This is a genomic window from Janthinobacterium sp. SUN128, from assembly GCF_030587275.1.
Taxonomy (GTDB): domain Bacteria; phylum Pseudomonadota; class Gammaproteobacteria; order Burkholderiales; family Burkholderiaceae_D; genus Janthinobacterium; species Janthinobacterium lividum.
Map to the genome: position 1 here is coordinate 47,376 of NZ_JAPWHY010000001.1, position 18,499 is coordinate 65,874.

18 protein-coding genes are annotated in these 18,499 nt (G+C 62.8%); 6 read left to right on the forward strand and 12 right to left on the reverse strand.

The genetic code is table 11. The annotated features are described in order from the left end of the window. Positions 1-51: 51 nt before the first annotated feature. From O3297_RS00220 to O3297_RS00230, 3 genes are all read right to left on the reverse strand, one after another. A complete protein-coding gene (locus O3297_RS00220; RefSeq protein WP_035826041.1) occupies positions 52-768 on the reverse strand; it encodes a TIGR00266 family protein in 717 nt (238 codons plus the stop codon). A gap of 106 nt (positions 769-874) precedes the next feature. Further along, the gene (locus O3297_RS00225) at positions 875-1,450 is read right to left on the reverse strand and encodes a TerD family protein (RefSeq protein WP_034785104.1); all 576 of its coding nucleotides are present in this window, start codon (positions 1,448-1,450) and stop codon (positions 875-877) included. Between the two features lie 141 nt (positions 1,451-1,591). After that, a complete protein-coding gene (locus O3297_RS00230) occupies positions 1,592-2,674 on the reverse strand; it encodes a DUF475 domain-containing protein (RefSeq protein ID WP_034785106.1) in 1,083 nt (360 codons plus the stop codon). Between the two features lie 252 nt (positions 2,675-2,926). Here O3297_RS00230 and O3297_RS00235 point away from each other — a divergent pair, with 252 nt between their 5' ends. The 3 genes from O3297_RS00235 (at position 2,927) to O3297_RS00245 (ending at position 7,990) form a co-directional block, all read left to right on the forward strand. Further along, positions 2,927-3,352, forward strand: coding sequence for a divergent PAP2 family protein (locus O3297_RS00235; RefSeq protein WP_092612170.1), 426 nt, complete (start codon positions 2,927-2,929; stop codon positions 3,350-3,352). 240 nt (positions 3,353-3,592) lie between these two features. Next, positions 3,593-4,765 carry an efflux RND transporter periplasmic adaptor subunit gene (locus O3297_RS00240; RefSeq protein ID WP_099392917.1) on the forward strand — a complete coding sequence of 391 codons (1,173 nt, stop codon included), beginning with the start codon at positions 3,593-3,595 and terminating at the stop codon, positions 4,763-4,765. 3 nt (positions 4,766-4,768) lie between these two features. Then, positions 4,769-7,990, forward strand: coding sequence for an efflux RND transporter permease subunit (locus tag O3297_RS00245; protein WP_305047414.1), 3,222 nt, complete (start codon positions 4,769-4,771; stop codon positions 7,988-7,990). A 92-nt stretch (positions 7,991-8,082) separates the two neighbouring features. Here the strand turns inward: O3297_RS00245 and O3297_RS00250 are convergent, their stop codons facing one another. The 7 genes from O3297_RS00250 to O3297_RS00275 form a co-directional block, all read right to left on the reverse strand. Beyond that, positions 8,083-8,418: a hypothetical protein gene (locus O3297_RS00250; RefSeq protein ID WP_305047415.1), complete on the reverse strand. Its 336-nt coding sequence runs from the start codon at positions 8,416-8,418 to the stop codon at positions 8,083-8,085. 240 nt (positions 8,419-8,658) lie between these two features. Next, a complete protein-coding gene (locus O3297_RS00255) occupies positions 8,659-9,582 on the reverse strand; it encodes an S-adenosyl-l-methionine hydroxide adenosyltransferase family protein (RefSeq protein WP_083299500.1) in 924 nt (307 codons plus the stop codon). Between the two features lie 17 nt (positions 9,583-9,599). Then, on the reverse strand, positions 9,600-12,113 hold the full coding sequence (locus tag O3297_RS00260; RefSeq protein ID WP_305047416.1) for a TonB-dependent siderophore receptor: 2,514 nt from the start codon (positions 12,111-12,113) through the stop codon (positions 9,600-9,602). A 126-nt stretch (positions 12,114-12,239) separates the two neighbouring features. Continuing rightward, entirely contained in the window at positions 12,240-12,896 is a 657-nt protein-coding gene (locus O3297_RS00265) for an NAD(P)H-hydrate dehydratase (protein WP_370385367.1), read from the reverse strand. 12 nt (positions 12,897-12,908) lie between these two features. Then, positions 12,909-13,118, reverse strand: coding sequence for a hypothetical protein (locus O3297_RS28760; protein ID WP_370385368.1), 210 nt, complete (start codon positions 13,116-13,118; stop codon positions 12,909-12,911). 17 nt (positions 13,119-13,135) lie between these two features. Continuing rightward, entirely contained in the window at positions 13,136-13,900 is a 765-nt protein-coding gene (locus O3297_RS00270; RefSeq protein WP_034785117.1) for a histidine phosphatase family protein, read from the reverse strand. 239 nt (positions 13,901-14,139) lie between these two features. Beyond that, positions 14,140-15,540, reverse strand: coding sequence for an L-cystine transporter (locus O3297_RS00275; protein WP_099392921.1), 1,401 nt, complete (start codon positions 15,538-15,540; stop codon positions 14,140-14,142). A gap of 262 nt (positions 15,541-15,802) precedes the next feature. Between O3297_RS00275 and O3297_RS00280 the strand changes: the two genes are divergently transcribed. Next, positions 15,803-16,180, forward strand: coding sequence for a nuclear transport factor 2 family protein (locus O3297_RS00280; RefSeq protein ID WP_034785122.1), 378 nt, complete (start codon positions 15,803-15,805; stop codon positions 16,178-16,180). Between the two features lie 13 nt (positions 16,181-16,193). Next, a complete protein-coding gene (locus tag O3297_RS00285) occupies positions 16,194-16,583 on the forward strand; it encodes a hypothetical protein (protein ID WP_070278007.1) in 390 nt (129 codons plus the stop codon). Between the two features lie 3 nt (positions 16,584-16,586). On the opposite strand, the gene O3297_RS00290 is transcribed toward O3297_RS00285, so the two are convergent. Together O3297_RS00290 and O3297_RS00295 are read right to left on the reverse strand one after the other, a co-directional pair. Next, positions 16,587-17,192: a YigZ family protein gene (locus tag O3297_RS00290; protein ID WP_305047417.1), complete on the reverse strand. Its 606-nt coding sequence runs from the start codon at positions 17,190-17,192 to the stop codon at positions 16,587-16,589. Positions 17,193-17,259: 67 nt separating this feature from the next. Beyond that, positions 17,260-17,517, reverse strand: coding sequence for a hypothetical protein (locus tag O3297_RS00295; RefSeq protein WP_070278009.1), 258 nt, complete (start codon positions 17,515-17,517; stop codon positions 17,260-17,262). A gap of 135 nt (positions 17,518-17,652) precedes the next feature. Here O3297_RS00295 and O3297_RS00300 point away from each other — a divergent pair, with 135 nt between their 5' ends. Further along, positions 17,653-18,360: a helix-turn-helix domain-containing protein gene (locus O3297_RS00300; RefSeq protein WP_305047418.1), complete on the forward strand. Its 708-nt coding sequence runs from the start codon at positions 17,653-17,655 to the stop codon at positions 18,358-18,360. The last annotated feature ends 139 nt before the right edge of the window (positions 18,361-18,499 follow it).

Here is an 18,499-nt window from a genome sequence, read left to right on the forward strand (position 1 = left end):
TCTCGGCCACGTCCCCTTCCGCTCGCAACGGTTTTGGCGGGCGTTTGAGGGTCAGCCAGCTTTGCCGCTGGCTGTCCATTTGAGGAAGGCGTCGCGGTTGCGCGAGCAGATGAACACCTTGCCCGAGCCGGAAAAGCGCAGCACGATGCCTTCGCCGCTGGTGACGCTATTGACGATATTGCCGAGGAAGCCGCCGATGCCGCCGCCGCTGGCACCGCCGCCCGTGGTCACGGAAATCTCGTATTTCAGGCTGTTGTCCCAGCACACGACGTGGGAATTGTCGATCACGACATCCTTGCCCGGCTCGACGTCGAGCTGGAACATGGAGCCGAAGCCCGATACCACCACTTGCCCCGTGCCGGCCGTCTCCATGACGAAGAAGCCGCCCGACTGGGCGAACAGCGCGTTGCCGATGCTTTGCGTGCGTACCTTCATTTCCGTGCCCGAGGTGGCGGCGACAAAGGCGCCGTCGTTGAGCAGGTACTGGCGCGCGCCCACGTCGACCACTTCGATGGCGCCCGGCAGGGTGGGCGAGAGCAGGCAATCGCCGCTGCCGCGCACCGCTTCGATATGCTGCTGGAAGAACGATTCGCCATTCGCGAAGCGGCGCATGATGGCGCTGCCCAGGCCGCCCGTCATCTTGCCTTTCAAGTCCAGCGCCGTTTCCATCATCACCATCGCGTCGGATTCGCAATAGATGGTTTCGCCCTGTTTCATGCTGACGTGGAGGAAAGGATCGACGTCGCCCGTGACACTAAATACTGGCATGATAAATCTCCAAAAAAAAGCCGCCTGAACTGTGCAGGCGGCAGTGATGATACGACACTAGTCCAATTCACCGCAGAAAGCCAGGCAGGCTTTCTGCGTGTGAATTTTAGGCATTGACGCCGAACGAGCGGGCCAGTGGGCCCAGGCCGCCGTTGAAGCCCTGGCCGATAGCCTTGAACTTCCATTCGCCGTTGTAGCGGTAGATTTCGCCAAAGATCATCGCCGTTTCCGTCGAGCTGTCTTCGGACAGATCGTAGCGGGCGATTTCTTTTTCGCCTTCCGCGTTCAGGCAGCGGATGAAGGCTTTCGAGACCATGCCGAAGTTCTGGCGGCGCGCGTCGGCATCGTGAATGGTGACGGTGATGCTGATGCGGTCGATGTCGGCCGGCACGCGCGACAGGTCGATTTCGATGCGCTCATCGTCGCCTTCGCCTTCGCCCGTGGTGTTGTCGCCCGTGTGGACGACGGAACCGTCGGTCGACTTCAGGTTGTTGTAGAAGATGAAGTCAGAGTCGCCACGGACTTTGCCGTCGCTTTTCAGGAGGAAAGCGCTGCCGTCAAGGTCGAAGGTGGCGCCGTCCGTCGAACGAGGATCCCAGCCGAGGCCGACGATGATCTTCTTCAGGTTCGGTGCTTCCTTGCTCAGGTTGACGTTGCCGCCTTTTTGCAAACTGATTGCCATGTGGTGCTCCTTGTTTAGTAATTTAGCTTAAATAACCGGCCGGTGGCGTGTTTTGCCTGCTGGCCGGTTGTCATGCCTTCATGGGATGAGCGCAAAGCGCTCGTGCCATTACTCTCTCAATTGGGGGCGGAACCCCCGATTTCAAGCTTGTGCCGCGTGCCGTTTGCGATAGCGCAAGGATGACCACAGCGAGACCAGGATGAAGGCCACGCCCGACAGGCCCGTGAACCACTCCGGAATATGGTACTTGACGGACGCCAGCATGATCAAGGCCAGGATGCCGATCGCATAATGGGCGCCGTGCTCCAGATAGACGAATTCGTCCAGGGTACCCTTGTGCACCAGGTACACCGTCATCGAGCGCACGAACATGGCGCCGATGGCCAGGCCCAGCATGATGATGACAACGTCGTTGGTGATGGCGAACGCGCCGATCACGCCATCAAAGCTGAACGAGGCGTCCAGCACTTCCAGGTACAGGAAGCCGCCGATACTGCCGCGCGCCACCGTTTTTACCAGGTCGCCATTGCCGTTCCTGGCTGGCGCGGCGCCTTCTTCTGCGTCATCCTGCAAGTCCGGTTCGCCTTCTTCCAGCAAGCCGCTGATCCAGTTTACGCCGATGTAGACGGCGATACCGACGATGCCCGAAGCGAGCACGCTGTATTTTTCATCCACAGGGCCCATCGCCACGCAGGCGGCCACGGCGCCCATGGTGATCAGCACGGCCAGGCTTTCGGTGCCCAGCGCGTTGACTTTTTCCTCGGCCCAGCCCAGCCAGTGCAACTCCTTCTCATCGTCGAACAGGAAGTTCAGGAACACCAGCAGCAGGAAGGCGCCGCCGAAGGCCGCCACTTGCGCATGGTTGTCCGTCAGGTGCTTGGCATACACGTCCGGCGTCGTGGTGGCCATGGTCCACACGTCGACCAGGCCCAGGCCCGTGGCGACGGAAACGATGACCAACGGAAACAGCAGCCGCATGCCGAAGACGGCCACGAGGATACCGACCGTCAAGAACAGTTTTTGCCAGAACTCATTCCAGTGACGCAAGACCGAGGCATTCACCACGGCATTGTCGAACGACAGCGACACTTCCATGATGCCCAGCACGCCCGTGATCCACAGCGCCTGGATCATGCCAGACATGCCGCCATGGCTGTACCCCCACCAGCCTGACACTGCCATCAGGATAAAAGTGACTAAAAAGGAAATTCTGAAATGCCGCATGAGGACCCCGTTGCAAGTGTGAAAGACGTTTGATTATCCGCGCCGCTGTGCGCGCCGCACTCAGTGTTGATATACGTCAATTGTTGTATATGCCATGATTTTATATTAGTTGCCGCCGGGGGCGGCGTTTTATAGGCTGACGATGGACAGTTCTGCTGGCGCGGATGATCTGCGATAATTGCGGCGCGCCCATCGGGCTGCCGCAGCCCCTCACACACTTGACAGACATATATATATAAGAAGGAATACCCCGTGGATATCGCTTACCTCGTCACGCCCCTGATCACCTGGATCCTGGTCGGACCGATCAAATTCCTGATCAACAGTGTCCGCACGCGGCAATGGGCGTTCGGTCTGGTCGGCAATGGCGGCTTTCCCAGCAACCATAGCGCCGTCGTTTCCAGCATGGCCACCCTGATCGCCTTGCGCGAAGGCATCGGCCATCCCGCCTTCGGCGTGGCAGTGACCTTGGCCTTCATCGTCATCATCGACGCCAACAGCCTGCGCCAGCACGTGGGCAAGCAGGCGGCGGCCATCAACCGCCTGGCCAAGGAAGCGGCCAGCCCGGCGCACACCTGGTTGCGCGAGCGCATGGGGCATACCCTGGTGGAAATCGCCGGCGGCCTGTGCACAGGCGTGGCGATCGGTTTCCTGATCAACACCGTTTTTGCCCGCTAAGTTCGCTTTCCCTGAAACGCAAAACCCCGCCTGAAGGCGGGGTTTTGCGTTTCAGGGCGTAAAAACTACGTTTCATCCATTCATTAAAGCATTACAGGAAGCCGCTGATTGACATGCCCGGACACGCTCATGGATACTTTGGCGCTTGTGGTTTTAATAAAAATATTATGCTTGCTATCGCTTGCAGCCCTATCCGGGCCGCAGCAACGGTAGTGGTGCTATCTATCCGGAGAATTACCCATGTTGCGCAAAACCCTGTTTGTTCTGGCAATCGCTTCCGCCCTGGCCGCCTGCGGCAAAGAGTCCAAAGATCCCGGCAAGGGCGGCAAGAATGGCAAGGAACAGGCGGGCGCTGCCGTCAATCTGCTGGTATCCCCGGAAGACCTGCTGACCATCCAGAGCAATGCGCTGGCATCGGGGCCTGTCATCACCGGTTCCGTGCAGCCTGAGCGCAATGCGGACTTGCGCGCCGAAGTGTCGGCCGTGGTGATCCAGGTCATGAAGGAAAATGGCGAAGTCGTCAAACGGGGCGACGTGCTGGTGCGCCTGGACGAAACGTCCATCCGCGACGGCCTCAATTCGGCCGAGGAAGCCAGCCGCGCCGCCAGCCAGGTGCTGGAGCAGTCCGAACGCATGTTCCAGCGCATGAAAACCCTGCGCGCCTCGGGCATGACGTCGACGCAGGCGCTGGAAGACGCGGAAATCCGCCGCAACAATGCGCAAAGCGACCTGTCCGCCGCGAAAAGCCGCGCCGTGCAAGCCCGCCAGCAGCTGCAGCGCACTCTCGTGCGCGCGCCGTTCGACGGCATCGTGAGCGAGCGCAAGGTCTCGAATGGCGATACGGCGCAAATCGGCAAGGAATTGATCAAGGTCATCGATCCAACCAGCATGCGCCTCGAAGGCTTGGTGTCGGCCGACAAGATTGGCGTCGTCAAGGTGGGCCAGCCCGTGCTGTTCCGCATCAATGGGTATCCGGGCCAGGATTTCGCGGGCAAGGTGCGCCGCGTCGATCCTGCGGCCAATGCCGTCACGCGCCAGGTGGCCGTGCTGGTCGATTTCAATGACAAGGAACAACCGCGCGTGGCCGGCCTGTACGCGGAAGGGCGCATCGAGACGGAAACCGTCAGCGCGCTGATGATCCCCGATTCGGCCCTGGTGAAGGCGGGCGACGTGACCTACACGTGGAAGGTCAAGGACAAGGCTTTGCATAAAGTCAACTTGCGCATCGGCGCGCGCGACGTGCGCACGGGCCAGTGGGAAGTACAAAGCGGCCTGGCCAGCGGCGACACCGTGCTGCGCACGCCGGGCTCGACCTTCAAGGATGGTCAGAAAGTGGAATTGACGGCCGCCAAGGCCGTGCCTGCCGCCGCCGTGGCCAGCAGCAGCACCGCCGTTGCTGGTAAAGGAAACTAAGCCATGTTCCTTTCCGATTTCAGTATCAAGCGGCCCACCGCCACCATCGTCCTGATCCTGGCCATGATGTGCGTCGGCTTGCTGGCGCTCAAGAAACTGCGCGTCAACCAGAACCCGGACGTCGAAGTACCCTTCATCGTCGTCAGCATTCCTTACCCTGGCGCGTCGCCCGACACGGTCGAGCGCGAAGTGGTGAACCGCCTGGAAAAGTCCTTGCAAAGTATTTCCGGCGTGACCGAAGTCAATAGCGATTCGAATGAAGGTTCGGCCAGCATCTTCCTGAAGTTTTCCTTCAATACCAACCTGATCGAAGCGTCCGACAATATCCGCAATGCGATTGCCGCCGTGCGCTACAAGTTGCCGACAGAAATGCGCGAGCCTATCTTGCAGCGCATCGACCCGGCTGCCGAACCGATCATGCAACTGGCGCTGTCGTCGAATACGCAAAGCCATGCGGAAATTTCGCGCCTGGCCGAAGACGTGCTGTCGGACCGCTTCCGCACTGTCGATGGCGTGGCGCTGGTCAACGTGGGCGGTTCGCTGAAACGCGAGCTGTCCGTGCTGCTGCGGGCGGAAAAATTGCGTGAATACAATGTGTCCGTCAGCGATGTCGTCACCGCCTTGCGTAACCAGAACACGAATGCGCCCGTGGGCAAGGTGCGCGGCACCCTGGACGAGAAAAGCATCCGTCTGGTGGGCCGCATCGAATCGCCAAGCGACTTCGAGAAAGTGGTGATCAAGCGGCGCGGCGAGGAAATCGTGCGCCTGGCGCAAGTGGCCACCATCGAAGATGGCTTTGCCGAAGTTAACAGCCTGAGCATGCGCAGCGGCAAGCCGAACGTGGGCATTTCGATCACCCGCGTGCGCGACGCGTCCACCGTCAGCGTGGCCAACAAGATCCGCGACATGGTGGCGGAAATCAACAAAACCTTGCCGAAAGGCACGATCCTGCAAGTGACGCGGGACGGCGGCGAAAACGCCCAGCATAGCCTGAACAACGTGATCGAATCGCTGGTGCTGGGCGCCGTGCTGACGATTTTCGTCGTCTACGCCTTCCTGAACTCGTGGCGTTCGACCCTGATCACGGCGCTGAGCCTGCCGACGTCCGTGATTGCCGCCTTCATTGCCGTGTGGCTGTGCGGCTTTACCCTGAACTTCATGACCTTGCTGGGTCTGTCGCTGGCCATCGGCGTGCTGATCGATGACGCCATCGTCGTGCGTGAAAACATCGTGCGCCACATGCAGATGGGCAAGGACCGCCGCACGGCCGCGCTGGAAGGCACGGCCGAGATCGGCATGGCCGTGGCTGCCACGACCTTCTCCATCATCGCCGTCTTCATTCCCGTGGCCTTCATGCCAGGCATCTCTGGCGAATGGTTCCGCCCGTTTGCCTTGACGGTGACGTGCTCGGTGCTCGTCAGCCTGGGCATCTCGTTTACGCTCGACCCGATGCTGTCGGCCTACTGGGGCGACCCGGTCGAGGAACACTCGGCACCGAAAAAGGGCATCGGCCGCGTGCTGGAAAAATTCAACCACTGGTTCGACCATCAGGCCGACCGCTATGGCCGCGTGATCGCCTGGGCACTGCATCACCGCCGCTGGATGGCTGTCATCGCCTTCGGCAGCCTGGTGGGCGCCATCGTCCTGCACTCCACGCATGGTGGCACGAGTTTCTTGCCAGCATCCGATTCAGGCAACCTGATGATCAATGTGCGCACGCCATCGTCGAGCAGCATCGAGTATTCGCGCTTGAAACTGGAAGCGGCTGCCGTGCTGGCGCGTACCCTGCCTGAGACCAAGGATACCAACAGCTCCATCAATGCCGGCGGCGGACGGGTATATGTCGACATCGGCAAGCGCAACACCCGCAAGCGTTCGGCCAAGGAAATCGCCGTCGAGCTGCGCGAGAAGATGTCGCGCCTGGTGGGCGCCGAGTACGTGGTGCAGGATGACTTGAGCAATGGTTCGCAAAAGCCGATCCAGGTGGAATTCACGGGTCCGGATTCGCGTAAACTCATGGAGATCACGAACGCCTACATGGACAAGCTGCGTGCGATTCCCGGCGCCGTCGACGTGGGCCTGTCCGAGCAAGATCCGAAGAACGAGCTGCAGATCGAGCTCAATCGCGGCCTGGCCAACTCGATGGGCATTTCCGTCAATGACGCGGCGCAATCGTTGCGCGTGGCATTCGCCGGCGTGGAAGTGGGCGACTGGGTCGATCCGACGGGCGAGACGCGCGACGTGGCCGTGCGCCTGCATCCCGATGACCGCGTGGCATCGGAAAACATCGAGCGCCTGCCGATCAGCGTGACGGGCACGTCGCAAATGGTGCCGCTCGACCAGATCGCCACCATTACCATGGGCAAGGGCCCGTCCGGCATCGAGCACAAGAATGGCAAGCGCACGATCACCGTGTCGGCCAATGCGCAAGGCCGCTCGAACGGTGAAGTGACGAGCGATGCCATGAAGCTGGCCAACTCCATCGACTTCCCGCCCGGCTACGGCCTGGCGCTCGGTGGCGCTGGCCAGGATCAGCAAGAGCTGTTCACGGAAATGCTGATCGCGCTGGTGATGGGTATCGGCCTGATGTATTTGATCCTGGTGATGCAGTTTGGTTCATTTACGGCGCCAGTGGCCGTGATGATGTCCTTGCCGCTGAGTCTGATCGGCGTGGTGGTGGCGCTGGTGATCACGAACAATACCCTCAACCTGATGAGCTTTATCGGCATCATCATGCTGATGGGCCTGGTCGCCAAGAACGCCATCCTGCTGCTGGACGCGGCGCGCAAGCGCGAGGAAGAGGGCCATGGCCGCGAAGACGCGCTGATGTATGCGGGCCGCATGCGTCTGCGTCCCATCCTGATGACGACGTTCGCGCTGATCGCCGGCATGTTCCCCGTGGCGCTGGGCCTGGGCGAGGGTGGCGAGTTCTACCGTCCATTGGCGATCGCCATCATCGGCGGCACCATCACCTCGACGATTTTGACCCTGCTGGTCGTGCCGACCTTCTATGACAGCATCGAGATCGCCCGCGATGGCGCCGTGGCCAAGTTCCACCGCCGCGCCGCGCGCATGCCCGTAGCCGTGGCCATGATATTGACCTTGCTCGAATGCGTGCTGACCTTGCTGCTGGTGCGCTTCATCTACCGCATGCTGAAAAAGGCCGTGCTGTTCCTGATGGGACGCCGCACGCCGAAGGCGACATCGGTCGGCCTGCAAAAGTAATACCGGGCCAAGGCCAGCTTGCGCTGCGCCGTGGTATTTCAAGAGCCTTCCGCGGAAGGCTCTTTTTTTTGCCCGTCCGTCTGGCCAGAGGGCTAACTGTTGCGTGGCGGCGGCGTGGTCCCTGTGCCCGTGCCTGTTCCCGGTGTCGTGCCGTTGGGGGGCGGCGTGGTGGATGGCGGCGTGGTCGTGCCATCGGGGTTGGTGGTGGCGCCCGGTGCCATGCCAGGCGTGGCTGGCGTGGTGGCGTCCGGGTTGGTCGTGCCCGTGGTGCCGGACGTGCCGCTGGTGGCGGGCGGCGTTGCCGGCGCGGTGGCGGCGGGCGTGGCGGTGGTGCTGGTATCGTTGCGCTTGTTGCAACCGCCCAGCAGCGCACAGACGATGGCGCTGCCGAGGACGAGCTTGCTGGTGGTCAGGAGTGGAGCCGTCATGATTGTTCCTTTTCAGTGTAAGACTGTCATGGAAACGCATGCCTCGCCAGATTGCGTATCTGGAACAAGGCTGGCATCGCTTGCAAGGTTTAGAGTAGGCGGGCCGGCACAGGTTCACCGGACTTGCGCAGGCACCGTGCTGGCGGGGGAGGGGAGCGCGCTGCGTTTGACGCAGCGCAAACCTGCAAGGGATATGATCAGTTGGGCCAGGACAGGTTGTCCCGGCCGCGTAAGGAGCGTTTATTTGGCGGCAGGGGCCTTGCTCACTTCCACTTCCCAATCCACGCCCGATTCGACGTGATGCTTGGCGGCAAAGTCGCCCTGGCTGATGGCGACGGCCACGTCGAGCAGGCTGTTCAGGTAGACGAGCGGCTTGCCTTTGGCGACGCCGCCAAACGTGTGTTCGAATGGCGCCGTGACCTTGGCCACTTGCTTGCCCTTGTGCAAGATGCGCACTTGCAGTGGATCGTGCAGCTTTACCTGCAACTCGTCGAGCAGGGATTTCGGGATATTCGTCCACACATTGCCATACTTGACGTCCAGCACGGGCACGATGCCGCGGATGGTGTTGCCGTCGCGTACAGGTTTTTGATACGCGATCTTCACCACGGATTCGCTCGGCAATTGCGGACCCACCTGTTCATACGTGATGGCGCCCGACGCCAGGCGCGCACCGACATACGCGTACACGTCGCGGCCATGGAAGGTGTACGATTCGGCGGAACCCGCCAGGCGATTGACCTTTTCATCGATTTCACGCAGTTCGGCCACGCCGTCGCGCTCGGCGATCAGGGTGAACAGGCCATTGTCCGGCCCCACGAAATAGCGTCCACCCTTGGTTTTCAGCACCACCGACTTGCGCGCCGTGCCCACGCCCGGGTCGATGACGGACACGAACACCGTGCCTTGCGGCCAGTAATTGGCCGTCTGGTACAAACGATAGGCGCCCAGCCAGATGTCGTAGTCGGGAATCTGGTGCGTCAGGTCCGAAATGGTCAGCTGGGGATCGACGCCATAGGCCACGCCATGCATGGCCGATACGGCGCCATCGGCCGTGCCGAAGTCCGTCATCAGTACCAGCGGCGCGGCGGCCTGGGCGGACGACAGCAGGAGGGCGCTCAGGCAGGCGCCGGCGACGAGGTGGGAGATTTTCTTGATGATCATGGGTTCTTTCCGTGGCGTTAGAAGATGTAGTTCAGCTTGGCGTAGAAGTACGCGCCATTGACGCCGATGGGGTTGATGAAATTGTAGGGCAGGGCACCGCCATACGTGGCGTTATTCGTTTCCCGTACGCGCTGCGGATAGCGGTCGAGGATGTTGTTGCCGCCCACGCTCAAAGTCAGTTGCTTGCTCAGTTTCAATTGGCCTTCCAGGTCCAGCGACCAGACGGCGCCGAAGCGCTGGGCCGGGATGCCGTCGATCAAGGGTGCATCGCTGTCGTAGGAAAAATCTTTCAGCTCGCCAAAGCGCGTGGCGCGCGCCTGCACGCCCCAGCCGGCTGCCTGCCAGTCGGCGCCGAGGATTAATTTGCTGGAGGGTGACGCATGTTTGATGCGGAACAAACTCGTTTCCGTCAGCAGGGTCAGACTCGGATCGATGTTGGCCAGCGCGGCGGAACTCTGATGCACCTTGTCGAGGCTGGTCTTGTTCAGGTTCAGCGCCGCATTCAGGTTCAGCTTGCCTGAGGTGAACGCCAGGTCATGGTTCAGCACCACGTCCAGGCCTTTTGTGCGCGTGTCGAGCAGGTTGGCCAGATAGGCCACGGACTGGATATCGTTGCGGCCATTGGCGGCCAGGTAGGCCGTGACGGCGTCGCTTTGCAGGTCGCTCGAGCGCGTGATGCGGTCACGGATGCGGATCACGTAGGCGTCCACCGTCACGCTGGTGGCGGTGGCCGGTTTCCAGGCCAGGCCCAGCGATACGTTGGTCGATTTTTCCGGTTTCAGCTGTTGCGCGCCGAAGCTGCGCGCCAGCGGATCGCTGGCCGGCAGCAGGGCCGCCGTTTGCAGTGCCGTGCCATCGGCGTTGAAGTTCAGTGTGGCGAAGCGGAAACCCGTCTGCACGAGGGCCGGCGCGCGGAAGCTGTTCGACAGCGAGCCGCGCACGAGGAAGTTATCCGTCACTTTATAGCGCGTGGACAGCTTGCCCGTGCTGGCGCTGCCGAAGTCGCTGTAGTGGGAATAGCGGGCGGCGGCGCCCACCAGCAGGCGCGGCGTGAGGTCGCTTTCCACGTCCGCATACACGGAGCGGATCTGGCGGCTGCCGTCGTAGGCGTCCGAGGGGCGCAAGCCCGGCCCCGCCTGCGCGCCCGGCGGAGCGTCCGTGAAGCTGCCGGCCGCATACGAGGCAGGATCGCCGGCCGAGCTGGTGTAGGTTTCGCGCATCCATTCGGCGCCCACTGCCAGGCTCAAAGGGGCGGGCAAGCCGATGTCGATGCTGCGCGTGGCATCGATATTCAAGGCATTCTGGCGGAAGTCGAATCCGGCCAGATTAAAACGCGTGGGACTGGCCGCACCCAGCGAAGCGTTGACGGAGTGGCTCACGCCATAGTCAAAGCGGTCGCTGCCGTGGCGCGCGCTGGCATCCCAGTTCCATTCGCCAGCGCTGCCGCGCACGCCGGCCACGATGCTGAGGTCGCGCTTGTCGCCGTTGGTGACGGGGCGGTAGCCGTTCGGATACAGGGTCGCTACGTTCGACGGGTCGCCCGGATAGCGGAAGTAGGCGCTGCCGTCCGATGTGCGTTCGTTGAGGGTGGCAAACGAGTACAGGTCCAGGCCGCTGTCCAGGGTGAGCTGGGTGTTGTAGAACAAATAGTTGTTGCGCTGGCGCGAGTCGCCCGACTTGAACACCACCTTGCCGTCGAGCGCCTGGTCGGCCGGCGTGAAGTTGTAGGAAGTCCAGCCCGCGTCGCTGGGGCCGGCCCGTTCCGTGGGCGAGCGGCGCCGCGTTTCTGCGCCGAAGCGGAAGAAGCCCGCCTCGCCCAGCGGCACGCCATAGTCGGCGTTGACGATGACGGTCTGGCCATCCGTCAGGGTTTGGTCGGTCGGGTCGAAATGCGTGTGGTTGGCGCCATAGCTGACGGAAGCGGCGCCACCCGTGCGCGCTTTTTTCAGCACGATGTTGATGACGCCCGCCACGGCATCGCTGCCGTACTGGGCGCCGGCGCCATCGCGCAGGATTTCGATGTGGTCGATGGCATTCGGTGGAATGGCGTTGATGTCCACTGGCACGGTGCCGGCAAAGCTGCTTTCCGTGTCGAGCACGGCGCTCGTGTGGCGGCGCTTGCCGTTGATCAGCACCAGCACCTGGTCGGGCGCCAGCCCGCGCAACTGGATGCCGCGCACGGAGTCCGACGCGCCGCTCGACTCGATGCGGGGGAAGTTGATCGACGGCGACAGGTTTTGCAGGGCCGCGCCCACGTCGCCCGTCGCCAGCGCATTGCTCACTTCGCGCGCGCCGAAACGGTCGATGGGCACGCTGCTGTCGAACACTGTGCGGTTGCGCGCGCGCGAGCCGACGACGGTGACCTGGTCGATGCTGGCGCCGGCCGTTTCAGCGGTGGTGCCTGTGCTGGCGGTGGCTTGCGCGTCCTGGGCCCAGGCGGGCACGGTGCCCAGCATGGCGCAGGCCAGCACGATGGCGCGCAGGGGCGTGGCGGGACGGGAGGCAGGGGTGGATGAGTGGTGCGGATGCAAGGCGGTGTCCTTTGGGCTCGATTGGTGTTCGTATGGAAACAGTTGCAATGAGCTTAAGGGAGGCGCCCGCCGGCGCTAACGATTCTTTCTGGATATGCTTATGCTGTTGTTTCCACGCCGCGCCGTTCATGCGGCCAGATGGCGTAGCAGGGCGGGAATCTCGGCCGGGATTTCGCGCGCCAGGTAGCCGAGGCTGCCGAAGCGCAGGGCCAGCTGTTCGCCTGCCAGCGCATGCAGGGCGATGCCCCAGGCGCACGCTTGCTCCAACGGCGCCCCGCGCGCGGCCAGGCCCGTGATGATGCCGGCCAGGGTGTCGCCGGAACCGGAAATGGCCAGGCCGATATTGCCGCCTGCATGCGTCCAGCTGGTGCCGTCGGGCATGGCGATGACGGTCAGTGCACCTTTCAGGGCGACGATGGCGTTCCAGCGCCGCGCCGCGTCCACGGCACAGGCATGCGGGTCGGCCAGCACGGCGTCTTTCGACAGGCCCAGCAACTGGGCCAGTTCGCCCGCGTGCGGCGTCAGCAGCACGGCTTGCTCAAAACGGAAGTGCGCGGGCTTGCGCACGACCTGCATGGCGCAGGCGTCGAGAATGAGGCGGCTGCCGGCAAACAGGGGCAGCAGGTGGCGCATCAGCTCGCAGCTGGCGGCCGTGTCGCACATGCCTGGCCCGACGAGGACGGCATCCACCTTGCCGGCCAGCGGCGCCAGCTGGTGTTGCGCCTCATGCCGGAAGCCGCCCAGCGCCGTCTCGTCCAGGCCAATGACCCGCGCCTCGGGCATGGCGATGGCTACCTACGCCGCCACCGATGCGCCCGTCGCCAGGGTCAGCTTGCCGGCGCCCGCGCGCAGCGCTGCCGTGGCCGCCAGCAGGATGGCGCCCGGCATTTCCGCCGAGCCGGCAACGATCAGCAGGTGGCCGCGCACTTCCTTGTCGCCGTCGGGCTGCGGCATGGGCAGGGGCCAGGAGCGCAGCAGGGATGGGGTGATGTCGGTGATGTCCATGCGTGACTCCGAAAAAACTAGGACTTGGGCGCGGCCGGCATGTCGGGCTGGGCCGTAACGGGTGTGCCGGCCGCTTCCAGCGGCGCGACGAAGTTGCACAGGTCCAGCTGCAGCTTGCCGTGCTTGCCCAGGGCGGGGTTGAAGGCGTAGGAAGTGACGCCGCAGTTGGGCACGTCGGCGGCCTTGTCGATGGCCAGGATGGCGTGCTCGTCGCAGCGTTCCAGCAGGTAGCGGAAGCAGTTGACGATCACCTGGTGGCCGACGATCAGCACCCGTTCTCCCCGGTATTCGCGGGTGATGGTGTCGAGCACGCTGCGCAGGCGCAGGATGACGTCGCACCAGCTTTCGCCGCCCGGCGGACGGAAGTAAAATTTACCGACGTGCTGGCGCTGTTCGTGCAGTTCCGGGTACTTGCTGGCGATGCCGTGCACGGTCAGGCGGTCGAGGATGCCGAATTCCTTTTCGCGCAGACGCTCGTCGGCCACCACGGAGGCGAGGCTGTCCGCATCGATGCGCGCCAGCACGGCTTGTGCCGTCTGCTGGGCCCGCACATACGGCGAGTAGAGCACCACGGTCGGTTGTTGTTCAGGGGGGAGGGTGGCGAACCAGTCGCCCAGGGCTTGCGCCTGGCGCGCGCCCAGCTCGGAGAGGGGAACGTCGACATCGCGCTCGGCGATGGCGATCAATAACTGTTTTTCCGCTTCTGCGGCATCGCGCGCCACGTTGCCGGCACTTTGGCCGTGACGCACGATCCAGATTTGTTGCGGCCATTTCTGTTCCATCGCCTTGCGCCTTCCTCTGTATTTATTGTTAATAAATATAGACGAAAGCGGCAAGGCGCGGCGCGCCGGTGGTGTGGCTGGACGCGCTTAAGAACGCCTAACAAAACCGTAGCGAGCGGAAGCGAGGCTCGGCGCCCCCGTTGGCTTGAGAAGCGGAACTGTGCGAATGTACGGGGGCGCCGAGCCAGTGAGCATCGGAAACCGCGACCCGCGACGCGCAGTAGGTTTGGTTATGCGTTCTAGGCGGTATGTTCCGCTTCGTCCAAGTCGGGCGCGTCGTCGCTGTTGTAGACGGCCAGGTCGGTTTGTCCCATGACCCGGCTGGTGACGGTGCCGGCCGTGATCGAGCCGCTCACGTTCAGGGCCGTGCGGCCCATGTCGATCAGCGGTTCGACGGAGATCAGCAAGCCGGCCAGCGCGACGGGCAAGTCCATCGCCGACAGCACGATCAGGGCGGCAAACGTGGCGCCGCCGCCCACGCCGGCCACGCCGACGGAACCGATGGTGATGATGGCCAGCAAGGGCAGCAGGAAGCTGATCGTGAACGGGTCGACGCCGACGGTGGGGGCGATCATGACGGCCAGCATGGCGGGATAGATGCCGGCGCAGCCGTTCTGGCCGATGGTCGAACCGAACGAGGCGGCGAAGTTGGCGATGCCTTCCGGCGTGCCCAGGCGCTGCGTCTGCGTCTGCACGCTCATCGGGATCGAACCGGCGCTGGTGCGCGAGGTAAACGCGAAGGCCAGCACGGGGAAGACTTTTTTCACGAAGCGCAGCGGATTGAGACCCACACCGGCGATGATGGCCAGGTGCACGAGGAACATCAATATCAGCGCGCTGTATGAGGCGACGACGAAGTTGATCAGTTTCAAGATGTCCGTGTAGCTCGACGACGCCACCACTTCAAACATCAGCGCGAATACGCCGTACGGCGTCAGGCGCAGCACCAGGGTGACCATGCGCATGACGATGGCGTGCGCCACTTTCATGAAGTTTTCGAAGGACGCGAAGATTTCCGGCTTTTTCGCCGCGATGCCCGTGGCCGAGATGCCGATGAAGATGGAGAACACGACCACGGCGATGGTCGACGTCTTGCGCGCGCCCGTCATGTCGAGGAAGGGGTTGGTCGGCACGAAGCTGACCAGCAGTTTCGGCAGCGACAGGGCCTTCGCCGTTTCCAGCGAGCCTTGCAGCTGCACGCCGCGCGCCACTTCGGCGGCGCTTGACGTCAGGCCGACAGCCGTCAGGCCGAACAGCTTGGCCATCAGGATGCCCAGCGCGGCGGCGATGGTCGTGGTGATGAGCAGGGTGCCGATGGTCAGCGCACTGATCTTGCCCAGGGAACTCGCATCCTTGAGCTTTAGAATGGCGGAAATAATCGAGACCATGATCAGCGGCATGATGATCATCTGCAGCAGTTTGACGTAGCCGCTGCCGACGATGTCGATGTATTCATTGGTGCCGGCGATGATGGGCGAGCCGGCGCCGTACAGCCACTGCACGGCCGCACCGAGCAGCACGCCCAGGCCCAGGCCTGTAAAGACGCGCACGGTAAATGTCGCGTGTTTGCGTTGCTGGTGGAACATGAAAGCGAAGACGAGCAACGCAACGAGCAGGTTCAGGATGATGTTAATTGCCATGAAGGGGCCTTATCTTGGTTTTATTCGAGACTGCACGGAGCACATAAAACAGTACTGCAACTGACAGCTGCCCCAGCCCGGGGCGGAAGGGCAAGCACTGTACAGTACTATGGTGGCGTTTTGCGCAATACCGCTGCGAATATTACGCTATATAAATATGCTCCACAGGCATAAGTCTTCCGGTGGATTGTGAAAAAGAAGATTTCATGCAAGCATGTTTTGCTTATTTATTAATGTCGTCCCAATTATTTCAAGGAAAAAGATGAATGCTTTAACGGAAGTACAGGTACTCGATGCGGAAGAACGCTTGCGCCTGGCCATGATGGCCTCCGATGTGGCTGTACTGAATGTGTTGCTGGCCGATGACTTGTTGTTTACCAATCACCTGGGTCATCTGCTGAGCAAACATGCGGACCTGGCAGCGCACGAGCAGCGGCTGCTGACCATCACGGACTTGCGCGCGTCCGAGCGCCATGTGCGTGTCACTGGGAACGTGGCCGTCGTCTCCGTGCGCATGCACTTGACAGGCAGCTATCACGACGTGGAAACGCATGGCGACTTCCGTTTTACGCGCGTCTGGGCGCAGGATGCGGCCGGCGCGCTGCAAGTGATCGCCGCCCATTCCGGCGTCGTGGCTTGAGGAGCAAGAGTTAGTGGATCATCGTTCCAAAGGGCAGCTGTTGGAAGCTGTCATCGCCGCCGGCCCGGCCACCCTGGCCATCACGGCCGGCTATCCCGTGCTGTTGTACAACCTGGTGCGCACCTGGGCCGACGCACCCGGCGCCAATGCGCTGGCCGCGTTGCTGCTGACGGGCGGCTTGTGGGCCTTGCTGGAATTCTGGCGCATCGCCCTGGCAACCGTGGCGCGCAAGGCGTATGCGTTCAACTGGCGCTTCTGGCTGGCCATCGCCGGTTTTCTCGGTTGCTTCGTGCGTTTCGTGCCGGACATGCCGGCCGGACTGATGCTGCTGTTGATGGTGCTGCCGGCGCTGGCGTGGACGCATTTCATCTTGTTGCAGATCAAGCGACCGGGCAACTTGTAAGTTTTATTCTTCCTCTTCGGCTTCTGCTTTCAGCCAGGCTATCCGTCCATTGCCTGCCTCATCCAGATGGGCCAGCAGGGCGGTGGCCGCCGCCTCCGCCAGGCTGAAGTCGAACAGTACGTCTGCGCCGTGTTCCACGTTGAGCAAGGTGGCGCCGGCGCCGTCGAGTTCGCGGCGCAGCATGCCTTCCATCGCATACGGCACCGTGCAACGCAGGGTACGCTGGCGTACGATGGCCGTCTTTTCCGCTTGCAACAACGCTTGCGCCACGCTATCCGTGTAGGCCCGCACGAGACCGCCCGCGCCCAGCTTGATCCCGCCAAAGTAGCGCACGACCGTCGCCAGCACGCCTTCCAGGTCCTGGTGGCGCAGCACGTCGAGCATGGGCCGCCCGGCCGTGCCGCTCGGTTCGCCATCATCGACGGCCGCCGACTGCCCGCCCGCCAGCAGGGCCCAGCACACATGGCAGGCGCCCGGATGCTGCGCCTTCAAATCGTTGACCACCTGCTGCGCGCTGGCACGGTCCGTCATCGGCTGCACGCAACCGATGAAACGGCTTTTCTTGATGATCAGTTCGCTGTGGACGGGGGTGGCAATGGTAAACGGCATGGCGGGTGCGAAGGCGGGCAAAGCAGCATGATAGAGGAAATGCGCGCCCGCGACGAGCCGGTGCCGCCTAGGCGCCCGATGGCGATACCAGTTCGCGCAGCGCCGCATCGCGCACTTGCACGATGTCGAACAGTCCCAGCGCGTGCAGGGCGGGCAGCGCTTCAATAATGTCGCGCTCGGCCATGCTCCGGTCGGCGTCGCTGCTGGTCTCGTCCAGCCATAGCCGGGCGTTGGCCAGGAAGGCCCCCACCGTTCCCTTGCGCACGGTGACGCCATTGAACTGGCCCTGGTTTTGTTGATCGGGTAATACGTCTTCTGCACGCATGATGCACTCCTGAACGATGGAAAGACTCCACTGTATGATGACGGGATTGTCTTGCCTGCGTTGTTTATGTCATTCGATACGTCAAATCCGCCAATTTTTCCAGCGTCGCCGCCGTCACCGCTGCGCGCCATGCGCATGTCCCAGTCGCGGGAACGGGTGACGCCGCCGCACCGTCATGCCAGCGGCCAGCTGTTTGGAGCCATGCGGGGCTTGCTTTCCGTTGTCGCCGACAGCGGGCAATGGGTGGTGCCGGCCAGCCACTGCGTGTGGATGCCGCCCCATCATGTCCATGGGCTGCGTTCGCATGGTCCGTTTGCGGGCTGGAGCGTGTATGTGGACGAGGCCAGTTGCGGCAACTTGCCCGCCGTGCCTTGCGTGATGCGCGTCTCGGGCTTGCTGCGCGAGGCGGTGGGCCGCGCCAGCGCCTGGGACGAGGGTGCGCTCGATGCGCGGCAGGCCCGGGTGGCGGGCGTGATCCTCGACGAGATCGCCGCCGCGCCGCACGAGTCCTTCGGATTGCCTCTGCCCACGGACCCGCGCCTGCTGCGCGTGGCGCGCGCCGTGCTCGATGACCTGGCCGACCAGCGGGGCGTGGAAGCGCTGGCCGCCTGGGCCGGCGTATCGCCGCGCACGCTGGCGCGCCGTTTCACGATCGAGACCGGCTTTACGCCCTCGGCCTGGCGCCAGCGCGCCCGCATCCTGCGCGCCCTGGAGCTGCTGGCCACCGGCCAGCCCGTCACGACGATTGCGCTCGACCTGGGCTACGAGACCGTCAGCGCCTTCATCGCCATGTTCAAGCGGGTGATGGGGGTGACGCCGGGCAGGTATGGGGAAGGGGAATAGCTGGCGCGGAAAACAAAAAAGCCAACCGCGAACGGTTGGCTTCTCTGAAGTATTTGGTAGGCCGTGCGGGATTCGAACCTGCGACCAACGGATTAAAAATCCGCGCCCGGCGACCAGAAGAAAGCCCGGATCTATTACA

Bases quoted from the DNA above. Each gene is read 5' to 3' on its own strand.
- O3297_RS00220 (WP_035826041.1), bottom strand. From the start codon at position 768: ATGCCAGTATTTAGTGTCACGGGCGACGTCGATCCTTTCCTCCACGTC.
- O3297_RS00225 (WP_034785104.1), bottom strand. From the start codon at position 1,450: ATGGCAATCAGTTTGCAAAAAGGCGGCAACGTCAACCTGAGCAAGGAA.
- O3297_RS00230 (WP_034785106.1), bottom strand. From the start codon at position 2,674: ATGCGGCATTTCAGAATTTCCTTTTTAGTCACTTTTATCCTGATGGCA.
- O3297_RS00240 (WP_099392917.1), top strand. From the start codon at position 3,593: ATGTTGCGCAAAACCCTGTTTGTTCTGGCAATCGCTTCCGCCCTGGCC.
- O3297_RS00245 (WP_305047414.1), top strand. From the start codon at position 4,769: ATGTTCCTTTCCGATTTCAGTATCAAGCGGCCCACCGCCACCATCGTC.
- O3297_RS00250 (WP_305047415.1), bottom strand. From the start codon at position 8,418: ATGACGGCTCCACTCCTGACCACCAGCAAGCTCGTCCTCGGCAGCGCC.
- O3297_RS00255 (WP_083299500.1), bottom strand. From the start codon at position 9,582: ATGATCATCAAGAAAATCTCCCACCTCGTCGCCGGCGCCTGCCTGAGC.
- O3297_RS00265 (WP_370385367.1), bottom strand. From the start codon at position 12,896: ATGCCCGAGGCGCGGGTCATTGGCCTGGACGAGACGGCGCTGGGCGGC.
- O3297_RS28760 (WP_370385368.1), bottom strand. From the start codon at position 13,118: ATGGACATCACCGACATCACCCCATCCCTGCTGCGCTCCTGGCCCCTG.
- O3297_RS00270 (WP_034785117.1), bottom strand. From the start codon at position 13,900: ATGGAACAGAAATGGCCGCAACAAATCTGGATCGTGCGTCACGGCCAA.
- O3297_RS00275 (WP_099392921.1), bottom strand. From the start codon at position 15,540: ATGGCAATTAACATCATCCTGAACCTGCTCGTTGCGTTGCTCGTCTTC.
- O3297_RS00280 (WP_034785122.1), top strand. From the start codon at position 15,803: ATGAATGCTTTAACGGAAGTACAGGTACTCGATGCGGAAGAACGCTTG.
- O3297_RS00290 (WP_305047417.1), bottom strand. From the start codon at position 17,192: ATGCCGTTTACCATTGCCACCCCCGTCCACAGCGAACTGATCATCAAG.
- O3297_RS00295 (WP_070278009.1), bottom strand. From the start codon at position 17,517: ATGCGTGCAGAAGACGTATTACCCGATCAACAAAACCAGGGCCAGTTC.
- O3297_RS00300 (WP_305047418.1), top strand. From the start codon at position 17,653: ATGTCCCAGTCGCGGGAACGGGTGACGCCGCCGCACCGTCATGCCAGC.